Origin of the sequence: Pseudoalteromonas sp. Ld20, from assembly GCF_045064175.1 — a bacterium.
Taxonomy (GTDB): Bacteria; Pseudomonadota; Gammaproteobacteria; order Enterobacterales; family Alteromonadaceae; genus Pseudoalteromonas; species Pseudoalteromonas neustonica.
Window position 1 is genome coordinate 218,667 of sequence record NZ_JBISHB010000030.1, and the last position, 13,303, is coordinate 231,969.

Annotated in this window: 13 protein-coding genes; 9 read left to right on the forward strand and 4 right to left on the reverse strand. The window is 39.7% G+C overall.

What is annotated here, in order from left to right; genetic code table 11:
* Positions 1-40: 40 nt before the first annotated feature.
* Entirely contained in the window at positions 41-814 is a 774-nt protein-coding gene (locus ACJJVX_RS06755) for a YggN family protein (RefSeq protein ID WP_054455901.1), read from the forward strand.
* A 74-nt stretch (positions 815-888) separates the two neighbouring features.
* On the opposite strand, the gene ACJJVX_RS06760 is transcribed toward ACJJVX_RS06755, so the two are convergent.
* Together ACJJVX_RS06760 and rsuA are read right to left on the reverse strand one after the other, a co-directional pair.
* Positions 889-2,517 carry a methyl-accepting chemotaxis protein gene (locus tag ACJJVX_RS06760; RefSeq protein WP_405630727.1) on the reverse strand — a complete coding sequence of 543 codons (1,629 nt, stop codon included), beginning with the start codon at positions 2,515-2,517 and terminating at the stop codon, positions 889-891.
* A gap of 125 nt (positions 2,518-2,642) precedes the next feature.
* The gene (gene rsuA, locus ACJJVX_RS06765) at positions 2,643-3,341 is read right to left on the reverse strand and encodes a 16S rRNA pseudouridine(516) synthase RsuA (RefSeq protein WP_054203035.1); all 699 of its coding nucleotides are present in this window, start codon (positions 3,339-3,341) and stop codon (positions 2,643-2,645) included.
* A gap of 58 nt (positions 3,342-3,399) precedes the next feature.
* Here rsuA and zapE point away from each other — a divergent pair, with 58 nt between their 5' ends.
* Positions 3,400-4,521: a cell division protein ZapE gene (gene zapE, locus ACJJVX_RS06770; RefSeq protein ID WP_405630729.1), complete on the forward strand. Its 1,122-nt coding sequence runs from the start codon at positions 3,400-3,402 to the stop codon at positions 4,519-4,521.
* 503 nt (positions 4,522-5,024) lie between these two features.
* Positions 5,025-7,145, forward strand: coding sequence for a winged helix-turn-helix domain-containing protein (locus ACJJVX_RS06775; RefSeq protein WP_342884239.1), 2,121 nt, complete (start codon positions 5,025-5,027; stop codon positions 7,143-7,145).
* A gap of 23 nt (positions 7,146-7,168) precedes the next feature.
* Here ACJJVX_RS06775 and ACJJVX_RS06780 read toward each other — a convergent pair whose 3' ends face one another.
* On the reverse strand, positions 7,169-7,501 hold the full coding sequence (locus tag ACJJVX_RS06780) for a 5-carboxymethyl-2-hydroxymuconate Delta-isomerase (protein ID WP_054203038.1): 333 nt from the start codon (positions 7,499-7,501) through the stop codon (positions 7,169-7,171).
* Between the two features lie 466 nt (positions 7,502-7,967).
* Between ACJJVX_RS06780 and ACJJVX_RS06785 the strand changes: the two genes are divergently transcribed.
* The 6 genes from ACJJVX_RS06785 to ACJJVX_RS06810 all read left to right on the forward strand — a co-directional run bounded on the left by ACJJVX_RS06785 (position 7,968) and on the right by ACJJVX_RS06810 (position 12,990).
* The gene (locus ACJJVX_RS06785; protein ID WP_054203039.1) at positions 7,968-8,438 is read left to right on the forward strand and encodes a CreA family protein; all 471 of its coding nucleotides are present in this window, start codon (positions 7,968-7,970) and stop codon (positions 8,436-8,438) included.
* Between the two features lie 15 nt (positions 8,439-8,453).
* Positions 8,454-9,236 carry a hypothetical protein gene (locus ACJJVX_RS06790; RefSeq protein WP_054203040.1) on the forward strand — a complete coding sequence of 261 codons (783 nt, stop codon included), beginning with the start codon at positions 8,454-8,456 and terminating at the stop codon, positions 9,234-9,236.
* A gap of 5 nt (positions 9,237-9,241) precedes the next feature.
* Positions 9,242-9,865, forward strand: a complete 624-nt coding sequence (locus ACJJVX_RS06795; RefSeq protein ID WP_054203041.1) for a LysE family translocator — start codon at positions 9,242-9,244, stop codon at positions 9,863-9,865.
* Positions 9,866-9,904: 39 nt separating this feature from the next.
* Positions 9,905-10,399, forward strand: a complete 495-nt coding sequence (locus ACJJVX_RS06800; protein WP_342884240.1) for a gamma-glutamylcyclotransferase family protein — start codon at positions 9,905-9,907, stop codon at positions 10,397-10,399.
* Between the two features lie 22 nt (positions 10,400-10,421).
* Positions 10,422-11,969, forward strand: a complete 1,548-nt coding sequence (locus ACJJVX_RS06805) for a serine hydrolase (RefSeq protein ID WP_054203043.1) — start codon at positions 10,422-10,424, stop codon at positions 11,967-11,969.
* Positions 11,970-12,069: 100 nt separating this feature from the next.
* Positions 12,070-12,990 (forward strand): histone deacetylase family protein, encoded by a 921-nt coding sequence (locus tag ACJJVX_RS06810; RefSeq protein WP_405630731.1) that lies wholly within the window; start codon positions 12,070-12,072, stop codon positions 12,988-12,990.
* Here ACJJVX_RS06810 and ACJJVX_RS06815 read toward each other — a convergent pair.
* Entirely contained in the window at positions 12,973-13,263 is a 291-nt protein-coding gene (locus ACJJVX_RS06815) for a DUF4144 family protein (protein WP_054203045.1), read from the reverse strand. The genes ACJJVX_RS06810 and ACJJVX_RS06815 overlap by 18 nt on opposite strands.
* Positions 13,264-13,303 lie beyond the last annotated feature (40 nt).

Here is a 13,303-nt window from a genome sequence, read left to right on the forward strand (position 1 = left end):
AACCTAGCCACCTTCCATTTTTAGTCTTTTTGAGGTGTTTATGGCGTTTTTATCTCGGTCGATATTGGCGTTATCTATAGCACTTTCAAGTCTGCATCTTTCTGCCCAAGCTCAGTGTGAAGTTGAATTAGGTCATGGTTTAATCATCACCGACGATATTATTCGTATTGTTGATAAAGGCCAAACACGCGTCCAAATTAATAATGATAATCAATTGTTTATCCGTGGTTATTGGATTGACTTAAGTAATGAGGAAAGTTTGGTTTTAGCCCAGTTTAGTGCCGGTATTCGCGATACCGTGCCTGAGTTAGTTGAGCTGGCTACTGATGGTGTTAATCTGGGTTTAAGTGCGATTGAGCAGGTTGTTGAAGGTATGTCTGATAAAGAACCTGAAGTACTAAAAACACAACTGCAGTACGTAGAGCGTGCATTAATGGATAAATTTAAACGCGGTGATGACTTCTTTTTCATCGCGCCGCAATCATTATCTAAAATTGATGATTTTTTTACCGAAGAGATCAGTAAAAAAATTCACTCAGCGGTACATGGCTCATTAGGTGCAATTTTGGTTTCACTTGGTGATGCGTTTAAGTCACGTGAAGGTAATATTGAAGATCGAATCAACGACATGGGTTTACGTATGGATATTATTTCGAAAGAAATTGATAAGTCACTCCAGAAAAAAGCGCACCAACTTGACTTAAAGGCCTCTGAATATTGTGAATGCTTAAACTCGTTAGATGTAACAGAATCGCGTTTGCAAATGATTGTACCAAGCTTAGCTGATTTTGATTTAGTGCAAATAAAATCCTAAGCACGGGATGCTAAATAGCTAAAAAAAAGCCCGCTTTTATTTTGCGGGCTTTTTTATGGGAAGTAAATAAGTGCTTATGATCTAAACTTACCGGCTTCAGCTTCAAGGTTGCTGGTGAGGCCTTTAATTAAATCAGTTGCTGCATGCGCTTGATGCGATACATCAGCTGTTTTTGATGCCGTATCAGATATTGTCACGATACGCCTAGCGGTGTCTTCTCCTGCGTCAAGCTGCTCTTTAGCTGCTGTGGCGATTTGGTGGCTCATTTGTGCAATGGCACTAAGGGATGATGCAACGCGTTGTAGTTCTTCACTGGCATTTTTAGACTTCGCAACCGTTTGTTCGCTAGTCGCAATACTCAGGTTTACAGATGTTTTAGCGTCTTGCGTAGCCGTTTGTAGTTTGCCAATCATATTACGAATTTCTTCGGTGCTGGTTTGCGTGCGTTGTGCGAGTTGGCGAACTTCATCGGCCACAACGGCAAAACCACGGCCTTGCTCACCGGCTCGGGCCGCCTCAATTGCAGCATTAAGTGCAAGTAGGTTAGTTTGTTCGGCAATACTTTGAATGACACTCAGTACATTGGCAATGTTGTTAACTTCGTCATCAAGTGTCTGGATATTATTACCAGCGCTGTCAATTTGCTTTTCAAGAAGTACAATTGTTTCCGCCGCTTCGGTTGTTAAATCGTTGGCTTTTTGCCCTTGATTTTCAGCTTCTTGAACAGAGTAGGCTGCTTGTTCTGCATGCTCAACAACAGTTTGCGCAGAGGCCGTAAGCTCAGTGATAGCTGATGCGACCATATGCGTTTCTTCATTTAGGCTCAGTGTTAGTTTATCAAGTTCAGTTGAGCGTGACTCGTTATCAAAGCTTTGACTTTTAAGGCTATCAGTGACGTCTTTAATACTGCCTACTACACCACGTAAACCTTGCTGCATATATTGCATGGCTGCAATAATGCTCTCAGGTGGCGCGTCTGTACGAATATGTGAGTTTAAATTGCCACGAGACACTTGTTTTACTATATCTATAACTTCAGTGACCTCGCCGCCAAGTGCATTGCTCAAAGCAATACCAAAGCGAGCAATTGCAATAGTTAAAACAATTGCAATAACAAGGGATAAGCCTAGTAACCACTTTGCGGTATTCCAATAACGCTCGTCGACTTCTTTAGCACTAATGCCAGTACCTACATACCAACCAAAGTAGGGTGTTTTCTGTACTACTGAGGTCAAATCAACTGTTTCGCCATCACGGACTGAATCCCAGTGGTAAGTAATAATTTTATTCGTTTGACGACCAACTAATTGCTCAACCATACGACCAATACTTTTACCGCTGGCATCTTGAAAATCATTAAAGCTCGTACCATGCAGTTGGGGATCGTGAGGAGTGGCAATAAAGTCAAGCTCGTCATTTACCACGTAAACATATTCAGAATCATGGTATTTGTTTTCACGAAGCATGTTAGTTGCAAATTCGCGGGCTTGCTCTTGGGTTAATTGTCCATTTTGAGCGAGTAACTCAAATTGTGCGACAATATTGCTGGTACTTTTCATGAGCTGATTTATACGCGCAATATTATCGGTTTCGCTAGCGTGGCGCAGCGACTGTAAGCCAAGTAATGCAATAGCATTAAGTGCTATAAACATCGCCCCAGCAAATAGGATAGTTTTTGTTCTTAATGCTAAACCTGACAGCACATTGAGCCCCTTATTTATATTATGACCCTAAATTTCTACCATGTTTATCGACCCGTTGTCAGATTTAATTAATGATTATTAGGGAGTTTTACGTGATTTTTACTCAAGTTAAAAAACTTGCTGAATTAAAGATTAACCTCTTCAGACGTTAATTGTCGATACTCACCACTTTTTAAAGAGTGCTCTAGTTCAATACCGTCTATTTTCTCTCTATGTAACTCAACAACTTTATTGCCTACGGCTGCAAGCATTCGTTTAACTTGATGGTATTTACCTTCGCTAATTGATAAGCGTAAGCTAAAAGTAGCAAGTTGCTCTGCAATGGCTGGCCTTGTGATTTCTTTTTCGTTATGTAGTTGTATACCTTGACGAAGTTGTTCTAGTGCATCTTCAGTTATTGGCTCTATGGTTTCAATTAGGTAAGTTTTAAACTTATTGTGTTTTGGTGAGGTAATTCTATGAGACCAATCGCCATCGTTGGTGATCAAGACTAATCCTGTTGTATCGATATCAAGGCGACCGGCAACATGAAAATCACTCATGTTAGGTTCATCAAATAAATCAAATACGGTGGGATGCATGTCATCTTTGTTGGCACATATATAACCCACCGGTTTATTTAGCATGAAATAGCGCTTACCCAAAAATACAAGAGGCTTGCCTTGCCAGGTTACTTCATCTGTTGCTTTGATTGATAGATCAGGTGCGGTCGCGAGTTCTCCATTAACTAATGCAAATTTGCTTTTAAGCCCGGCTTTGACTTTTGTACGTGGGATCTCAGCAAGGTGGCTAATGAATTTATCTAAGCGGCAAGGGAATTTCATTGGGTTCACATTTTTAGTCGGCTACAATGGCGGCGATTATAGCCGATAGTGATATACCATGACAGTATCAAGCGGACAAATATTACAGTATTACAATACACAAATCAGCATGGGTGAACTTGAGCTTGATACTGCGCAGTTAAAGGCTGTAACGGCACTTGATGAGTTAGCAAACGCTTTACAGACACCCCTAAAATGGTGGCAGCCACCGCTTGTTGTAAAGGGGGTTTATTTGCATGGGCCTGTCGGGCGAGGCAAATCGATGTTGATGGATGTATTTTATACTCGCGTGATGATTTCACAAAAAACGCGTCTACACTTCCATCATTTTATCGCGCAAGTACATCAGCGTTTAGCGCAATTACAAGGAATTAAAAACCCGTTAGATCAAATAGCCAAGGAGTGGTCAGCCAATCTTAAATTAATATGTTTTGATGAGTTTTTTGTTTCTGACATTGGCGACGCGATGATCATGGCTGGGTTATTTAAAGCATTATTTGCAAGACAAGTCGTGCTTGTTGCAACTTCTAACTGTCAACCAGAACAGCTTTATTACAATGGCCTGCAAAGGGCGCGGTTTTTACCTACGATAGAATTAATTAAGCGGCATTGTCATATTATAGATGTAGCGGGAGAGGTCGATCACCGTTTTAGATTTGGCCAATTAGCGACGCATTACTTTGTTGGGGCTTTAGAGCGTACATTAATCTCGCACTTTAAAAGCTCTGAAAACCATATAAGGCAAGGCTCAAATATTAGCGTCTGTGGTCGTAATATGACGTACTTAGTGCGCAGTGAAAATGCCATTATGTTCGACTTTATGGCGCTTTGCTCAGGAGCTCGTAGCACCGCAGATTATATTTATTTAGCGCAACATTTTACGCGTATTTATATTGCAAACGTGCCAGTTATGGGAGCAAGTGCGACAAATAAACAAATAGTGCATGGTATTGAAGATAGCTATCAACGTGAGAAACAAGATTTACAAGAGCATACACTCGATGACGAAGCGAGACGCTTTATTGCGTTAGTGGATGAGTTTTATGATCGCGGTAAGCTATTGGTGATTGGTGCCGATGTTGCTATTGCACAGCTCTATCAAGGTAAAAAATTGGCTTTTGAATATGCACGAACTGAATCTCGATTGGTTGAGATGCAAAGTTGGCCATTTATAAATTAAAAAAGGCAGGCTTTTTCAAGCCATGCCTTTGGTAACAACCTAGTAGGAATATAATCTAGCTCAATTTAAATCGAGCTAGGTATAAATTTATAAAGCTAATTATATTTTTAATATATTTAGCTATCCATCGATAGTCACAATGCTAGACATTCACTTCCACTAAAAAGGATGAGAATTATTTTATTATCTAAGGCTGTGACTGTTAGTACGCTCACTACTTTGGACGGGCAGAACAAAGATTTAGTTAACGTTTTAACGAATAGATTTGTACAGGCAATGTTTTATGCAATTGCGGACAAAAACTCAATAAAGAATGGCTCGTTTATTTCCCTATTTTATATCTATTTTATATCTATTCATTAAAAAACAAATGGTTACATTTTTATTTTTGGTGGCTCTTAAAACACGTTTATTTAATTTGTTGAGTAACTTTGCTTTTTGTCACTATAAAAGGGTATCCTTTCTGGTATCTAAATTGGAGGTGTTAATAGCCGTTTATGAATATGAATCAGCCGTTTCTGTTAGGACCTTGTCGAGTTTTACCCTCTGAGAATAAATTAGGTTGTGCAAATGTTGAAGTGGTCTTACAACCAAAGTTCATAGAGCTATTGTGTTTTTTAGTTTCTCGCTACCCAGAAGCCGTTACTCGTGAAGAGTTAATTGAAAATGTATGGAATGGTAATAGCTATGTAGGTGAAAAAGCACTTACGAATGCTATTTGGCACCTGAGAAAAGCATTTAAAGAGCTTGACCCCGATACTATTTATATTGAAACACTTCGTAAAACAGGGTACCGAATTACGCTAACGCCATGCTCTTTAACCCAAAATGAATTAGTAGCAATACCCACTAAAAAAAGTATATTTTCTCGTTTTTCATCAATGCAAGTTATATGTGCTGTTATTACAGTTATTGTGTTTGTTACTAGCCCCTTTTATTTCCTACATGATAACTCTAGCAAAACTCGCAATTACAAAACACGCTTAACTGATCATATTGAAACACTAACTACAAGCCCAGGGCGAGAGCTGTTTCCGGGGGTATCAAACGACAACCATTTATTAGTGTACTCATGGGGAGAGCCGGGTGAACTTGCCAACCTTTATTTACAGGATTTATTTTCTCCCGAGCAAGCTGCTATTGCTTTAACAAATAGCGATGGTATTGAAGGGCGTGCCGTTTTTAGTCCTGATCAGCAACGTATTTATTATTATCGGCGTTCAGATGGTGGTAAATGTGACATTATTGAACAAACACTTAGTGGTGCAGCTACAAAGGTGCTCGGTAGCTGCGCTGTAAATTTTACGACAGATTTAGATATTAGCGCTCAAGGTGATAAGTTGGTCTACATCAGCGAGCGAACAGTTGACGGGACGCTCAGTTCAGAGCTCAATATTATTAACTTATCATCAGATAAAGCCGTTAGCCAAGTACCGTGCAAACAAGCGTGTAATATTCAGGATGAATCAGTGGCTTTTTCTCCAGATGGTACGAAATTGGTTGTTTCACGCAATTTACCCGATGGCCACGAAGAATTATTTTTAATCGATATTAGTAGCGGTGATACACAACAACTCACATCAGGCTTTTTGGATCTTCGAGGGGTAGATTGGCATCCCCAAAAGAGTCAGCTGGTATTCTCTGCGGTAGAACATGGGCAGCGCCAAGGCTACTTTTATCATTTAGATACAAATATTATTCAGGATTCAAAGGTTACAGGGCTAAGTTACCCTGAATATGCAGACGATGGGACTTTATATTTTCATCAATGGCATACAGATTCAACGCTTATGCGGGTTGAGTTGGGGGACAATGTTGCCAGCTCTCCATTTCCAGTGCTATCCACTGATTTTAATATGCGTTATGCAGATTTTAATGAATTAAAAAATAAGTTTACGTTTATCTCTAATGAATCTAATGAAAGTGAATTATGGATAGCGGATCAAGATGGTACAAATCGACGGCAGTTAACTGATTTTAAGTCGGGTATTTTTAATCCTATTTGGTCACCTGATGGACGTTACATTGCTTTTACGTTATTCATAAAAGGCAAAAATCAGCTTTATATATATGATTTTGAAAAACAAGTAAGTGAGCAGTTAAAGACCGGTTTTAAGTACCATGCAAAAGTGTCATGGGGGAAAGACAGTCAAACTGTTTTAGTGTCGGATAGTAAATATGTGCATCGTTTTAACCTTAATGGTAAAAACTTAGGCAAAATGATTGAGCAGCCTGCTTATTATGCTTATGAAACGCAGCAAGGTGATTTAATTTTTGCTAAGCCGAGCGCTAAACAGCTTTGGGTTAAATATGCAGATTCAGGTAGGGAAGAAGTGCTAGTGCCAAATATAAACTTGTCGAATGATTTGGCATGGCATTATGTTAAAGCGGATGAAACAAGCCTTGCGCGGATTTATTATTTTAATGTAGATCGGGCTGATTACCGTTTGAGTTATTACGATTTAGCAAACCAAAGCCATCATGATGTTATGCGCTTACCCGAGCGGGCATTTAGCCGAGCATCAGGGCTGACTTATATAGCTCAATCTGGTTGGTTAGTTTACAGCGCTTATAAATCACCACAAATAGATATAAAGCGCATTAAAGCTCAGTATTTACCTTGAGCTATATCGATTAAAAAGTACCGCTAAGTGCATTTGCGGTAGATATCGTCAGACATGTCATGAACATTGACGCTTAAACTATCTGATTCTCGGCAATAGGTTTTTAGGCATGCTAGTAAGTGTTCACTCAATTGTTGTTTTTGCGCTACGGTACGACCTTGCATAATATGCGCCCCAACATGGATAAAGCCTTCTTTACCGTCTCCTAATTGATAATGGGTATAGGCGATTGCCCGCGTCTTTATTGAGTCGAGTTCGAATAGATTACTTTCAAACGCGGCTTGGTGAATTTTTTCGACCAACACCTGTGGTAAAATGGGTAAATCTTCAGAGTGTTCAATAACAATGTGTGGCATTACTGGTTCCTTTAAATGATCGTTGAGTTTATCTTAGCAGAATACAAATGCATAAAGACACACAAGCTAGCTGGTGGGCAATATCATTGTAAATTTGTTTTATAGTTACAAATACGTTTAGTGTTAGTATTGAAAAATAGTTGAAATGAAATAAATACCCAAACTACCTCAAGAGGCTGAATTCAGCGTTTCACAGGGGCTTAATATCAAGGCGTTACTTTGCAACAATGGCAGTCCCTTTTAAGAAGTAACAACGATGAGAGTAAGTGCCTGTGAAACGCCCTACGGGTTGGTTTAAAAGCGATTTATACTGCGTTACTTTTATAAGGGATTGATTTTAATAATAGAGCCACTATTACTTGTAATCAATGCCTTGCCTAAATTGCTTTTAACTCCAACTGAAACTGGCATCTTGAGGTGGTTTGGGTATAAAAACCCTACTCTTTGAATTACGTTAAGGAACAGTATGAAATACTTAAAAATGGGTTGCTTACTGGCTGTTATTTTTACAGTGTCGGGGTGTTCTGATGATGCCGCGTCGGTCAGTTTAGGCTTATTTACCACGAAAGACATTAAAGTTAATTCGCAACAGGATCCTCTTGTTAAAGGTGTTACTTGTCATATCAGCCATATTGAGGCTAATTTAGATTTTGCAGATCCTTCCGATATGTCTATTGCATGTCGTCAGACGGGACCAATCACCGCCGACCAATTACAAGCAATAGATCGTAGTAAATCAGGTGAGGTGGTTTTTAAGTCATCAAAGAGTATTTTATTTAAATCATTAAAAGTCCGCCGTGTTTATGATGCACAAACGCGTACTTTGATGTACTTATCATACTCAACAAAAGAGTCGACAGGCAGTCACCATCACGCATTATCTACTGTGCCGCTGTATAACACACAAGCGTGGACGTGGGCACAAGCGCAACAATAACTAAAAGAGCAGATTATGTTAGCCTTATTTAAAGCAAAACCATTATTAGATGAGCAAGAACAGCAGTGGCTGATCGATACTTTTGTATGGGCAATTGAAAATTTCGACAGTGATTATTTTATAAATAATACAGATATAGTATTGCCAAACCATCAGTTCTTTCCCGATGCGGTATCAAGCATTGAGGAAATGGCGAGTAACGTTTTTGAGCGTGTAACGAATTATGCGGGAATGCACGTTTGGCCGATTCAATTGGTGGGGCCTGCGCAATTACAACCTCAAGTATTTCCTCATTTTGAGCTTTCTAACTCGCTTAGAGGTGCACAAAGTAAATTAATGGTGACGCCTGCGCACCGTGTTAATGTGTCATTTAATCCAAATCAAATTAACCAACCACAAGATTTAGTAGCAAGCTTTGCCGGTACTTTAGCGACTATCATGATCCACCATGTTGGTGTGTTACCACCTGGGGGAAAGGAGTTTTTACCTCAGGCCAGTGATGCACTTGCGTGCTTTTTAGGCTTTGGTGTCATGATGAGTAATACGGTGTATCAATTTAAGGGCGGATGTGGATCATGTTACAACCCCTATGCTAATAGACAAGCGGCCTTGAGTGAATCGCAAACGTTATTTATGCATGCACTTATTTGCCACTTTAAAGGCCATCAAGAGTCTAAAAAATATCTAAAATCGCATTTACGTGGTCAATTTAAAAAAGCGCAAAAAGAAATTAAAGCATTGGTAAATGACACTGCTAATCCACTGTTACTCGCGCTTGATGAGAAAAAGGCAGGGTAATTAACGTGGCTTATCTTGATGAATTTTTACTAATTGCATTGGCACATTTTTTTGCGGTAGCAAGCCCGGGTCCTGATTTTGCGATTGTGCTCAAGCAGAGTATTCAGCAAGGGCGGCGAAATGCTTTGTGGACTAGTTTTGGGGTTGGTTTAGCAATATTATTACACGTTACTTATTGCTTGTTAGGGGTTGCTGTTTTACTCGCTCAATCACCGACTATTTTTATGGCATTAAAATATTTAGCCGGGGCTTATTTGGCTTATATTGGTGTGCAAGCACTAAGAAGTGCCAAACCGGCCACAGCAGAGCAGGATAATTTAGTACCATCTGCCTCAACAGAATCTGACTGGGTAGCATTTCGCCGTGGCTTTTTAACAAATGCATTAAATCCAAAAGCAACGCTATTTTTTATGTCGTTATTTACTTTGGTGATCAGTCAATCAACACCGTTAATTGTTCAAGCTGGTTATGGCCTTTATATGGCTTTAGCAACGTGGGTATGGTTTTCGTTTTTATCCTTGGTGTTATCAAAGCAAAGTGTACGAGGTTTCTTTCAAAAAAGTGGCCATTGGTTCGACCGTGGTATTGGTGTGATTCTTATCGCGTTAGCAATAAGAATCGTGGTGTAAAAATCATCAACTAATACGCCAATACAAGAGCAGGTAAATATGACTATATATAATTTTTCTTTTGGTTCCAATATGTCTTCTAACCGTTTACTCGCGCGTTTACCTAATGCTAAGCGTGTTGGTACGGCGATCCTACATGGCTATGAACTGACTTTTAATATGGTGAGTCTTGATGGGTCAGGCAAAGGTAATGTTCGTCCAAGCAATGACCAAAATACGCAAGTATATGGTGTTGTTTATCAACTTAACCATGATGAAAAGAGCGTTTTAGATGATATTGAAGGCCCGCGTTACGATTGTGTGGATGTTCAAGTAACGCTACTTGATGGGCAAGTTCTCAATGCTCATTGTTATATTGCAAATACTACTAATGAGGACATATTACCTTATGACTGGTATATGCAGCACGTTTATCGCGGGGCGCTTGAAGCTTGTGTGCCAAATGAGTACAGTGAAGCCATAAAATCACGACAAACATGTCGAGATAGTAATAGTGAACGTGCTGCAATTGAGTTTGCCGTGCATCAACAATAATAAAAATTAAACTAGGACTGTTATGAAACTAACTAAATTAGCCATTGCCGCCACGTTATTTACAGGGTGTGCATTTAACAGCTACGCTGATATTGATACGAACAATATTAACCAAGTAATCGAAAATTCGATGGCACGTTTTGATGTGCCTGGCATGGCTGTGGCGATAGTTGAAAACGATAACGTGGTGTTTGCCAAAGGCTTTGGTGTAAGCCATTTGGAAACTGGCAACAAGGTAAATAAAGACACGTTATTTGGTATCGCATCAAATACCAAAGCATTTACGGCTGCGGCATTAGCTAAATTAGTTGATGAAGAGAAGCTAAGCTGGGACGATAAAGTGATTGATCACTTACCTGAGTTTCGTCTTTATGATGCATATGTAACCCGTGAAATGACCATTCGAGATTTACTTAGCCACCGTAGTGGTTTAGGTCTTGGCCAAGGCGATTTAATGATTTGGCCAGATACGAATAAATCAATTGAAGAAATTTTTGCCGGTTTAAAGTATTTAAAACCCGCCAGCAGCTTTCGCAGTAAATATGCTTACAACAACTTAATGTTTGTTACTGCTGGTGAGGTGGTTGCTCGAGTGTCAGGTATGAGCTGGAACGATTACATCGAAAAAAATATTCTACAGCCACTTAAAATGGGTAACTCACGTGCGGGGTTTTCGCGTATCCCAAGTAACAATAAAAACTGGGCAACGGGGCACATCCCAATGGATGGCAAGTTACATCCTTTCTTTGTTAACTACTTAGAGGACTTTCGTGGAGCTGGCGCAATAGCATCAAGCGTGAGTGATATGAGCCAGTGGTTACGTACTCAACTTGCTGGTGGCACAATGCCTAATGGCGAACAATTATTTAGTGATAAACAACAAACACAAATGTGGCACCCGCATATTACCTCTGTTGCCTCTAAATCGGCTTATGAAGCGTATCATCAACAGTTTAGAGGATACGGCTTAGGTTGGAGCATTGAGGACTATCACGGTGTTAAAAAGCTTGCACACGGTGGCGGGATTTTAGGCATGGTATCGCAAGTGACATTAGTACCAGAGAAGAACCTCGGTATTGTCATTTTAAGCAATCAGCAAGCATTTGGTGCGTTATCGGCAATTACTCATGAGGTGCTCGAAGATGCACTTGATCTTGAAGATAAAGACTGGGTTGAAGAGCTCGCTAAAAAGCACTTTGAAGGCAAGCAAAAAGCGTACGCAAATGCTAAGCCAGAAGCGCCTGCTGACTACCAGCCACAACTACCTAATATTAGCTACACAGGTACATTGAAAGACGATTGGTATGGTGATGTTATTATTGAAGAGTTAGACGGTAAACTGCGTATTGACTTTACTCACACCAAGCGTTTAAAAGGCCAGCTAGAGCACTACACAGGCAACACATTTATTGTTAAATGGGATGAAAAACTACTTGAGGCTGATGCGTTTATTACGTTTGATATGACGACTAAAAATCGTGTTGAAAGTGCCAAAATGAAAGCTGTTTCAACGGCTGTTACAGATTTTAGTTTTGACTTTAGAAACTTAACACTAAAAGCAAAAAAATAATTAGTTAGAATTTTTATTTTAGAATAGTAAACCAAAGTCGCAAAGCCACCAATCGGTGGCTTTGTTATAGTTGCCACTTGCTGATACAGATGGAGCTTTTATGCGTACCGCGATTATTTCACATCCTTTTTGCCGCAAACATAAAATGATTGAAGATCACCCTGAATGCCCTGAGCGTTTAGATGCGATATCAGATCGCTTATTAGCCAGCGGGTTGGATATTGCAGTACAGCAAAAACAGGCCCCAAAAGCACTTAGAGCGCATTATTTGTTAGCACATGATGAAGCACTGGTAAAACAAGTTGAAAGCACTATTCCAGTTCAAGGGCTTGCATCACTTGATGGTGACACCTGGTTATGTCCAGAATCACTTATGGCGATTGAGCGCGCAGTAGGGGCTGGCATATTGGCGGTAGATGAAATATTAGCAGATAAGCTCGATGCTGCTTTTTGCTCAGTACGTCCGCCAGGGCATCATGCGAATAGAACCACCTCAGCTGGTTTTTGTGTGTTTAATAATTTAGCCATTGGCGTTAAATACGCACAAAGCAAAGGCGTAAAGCGCATTGCGATAGTCGATTTTGATGTGCATCATGGAAATGGTACACAGGATATTTTTATTGATGATGACAATGTATTATTTTGCTCGTTATTTCAGTATCCGTTTTACCCTAATACGGCAATAGAAAATAACGCAACACTCATCAATTCGCCTTTACCGATTGCCAGTGATGGCAATGATTTAAAAGCGCTGTATAACCAACAGTGGCTGCCTAAATTAACGCAGTTTAAGCCTGAACTTATTTTTATTAGCGCCGGTTTTGATGCTCACCTTGAAGATGATATGGCAAGCTTAAAATTTGTTGAAGATGACTACGCATGGCTGACTGATCAATTGGCAAAGTTAAGCAAAGAGCTCGGTTGTAAAGGGATTATCTCTTATTTAGAAGGAGGGTATTCACTTTCAGCACTTGGACGCAGTGCAATTTCTCATGTAAAAGCGTTAGTTGATAGCGAGTAAATCAAACGCTTGTTGTGGGCTTAATTGTTGAATTTTACTCAAGCAACATTGCCCTTCATTTGCTAAATAATGCTTTACATATACACCTAACTCATCAGCACTTAATGGCTGGCATGCTTTTCCTAAAAGCGTGTGGTAGGTACCACTTTCCTCTAGTACTCTCACATTTTTTTGTTCATGCTCGCTGATCCCATATAAAAAGCAATCTACGTCACTTTGCTGATGCGCAATTTCTATTTCCTCATTATAAATGATGATTTTTGGGTATGACATGCTGGTTTATTGTCCTAAATCAAATGGTTGGTAATAAGCT

Excerpts from the sequence above, each read along its gene's own strand:
- ACJJVX_RS06755 (WP_054455901.1), top strand. The coding sequence starts at position 41 with ATGGCGTTTTTATCTCGGTCGATATTGGCGTTATCTATAGCACTTTCA.
- rsuA (WP_054203035.1), bottom strand. The coding sequence starts at position 3,341 with ATGAAATTCCCTTGCCGCTTAGATAAATTCATTAGCCACCTTGCTGAG.
- zapE (WP_405630729.1), top strand. The coding sequence starts at position 3,400 with ATGACAGTATCAAGCGGACAAATATTACAGTATTACAATACACAAATC.
- ACJJVX_RS06775 (WP_342884239.1), top strand. The coding sequence starts at position 5,025 with ATGAATCAGCCGTTTCTGTTAGGACCTTGTCGAGTTTTACCCTCTGAG.
- ACJJVX_RS06780 (WP_054203038.1), bottom strand. The coding sequence starts at position 7,501 with ATGCCACACATTGTTATTGAACACTCTGAAGATTTACCCATTTTACCA.
- ACJJVX_RS06785 (WP_054203039.1), top strand. The coding sequence starts at position 7,968 with ATGAAATACTTAAAAATGGGTTGCTTACTGGCTGTTATTTTTACAGTG.
- ACJJVX_RS06790 (WP_054203040.1), top strand. The coding sequence starts at position 8,454 with ATGTTAGCCTTATTTAAAGCAAAACCATTATTAGATGAGCAAGAACAG.
- ACJJVX_RS06800 (WP_342884240.1), top strand. The coding sequence starts at position 9,905 with ATGACTATATATAATTTTTCTTTTGGTTCCAATATGTCTTCTAACCGT.
- ACJJVX_RS06805 (WP_054203043.1), top strand. The coding sequence starts at position 10,422 with ATGAAACTAACTAAATTAGCCATTGCCGCCACGTTATTTACAGGGTGT.
- ACJJVX_RS06810 (WP_405630731.1), top strand. The coding sequence starts at position 12,070 with ATGCGTACCGCGATTATTTCACATCCTTTTTGCCGCAAACATAAAATG.
- ACJJVX_RS06815 (WP_054203045.1), bottom strand. The coding sequence starts at position 13,263 with ATGTCATACCCAAAAATCATCATTTATAATGAGGAAATAGAAATTGCG.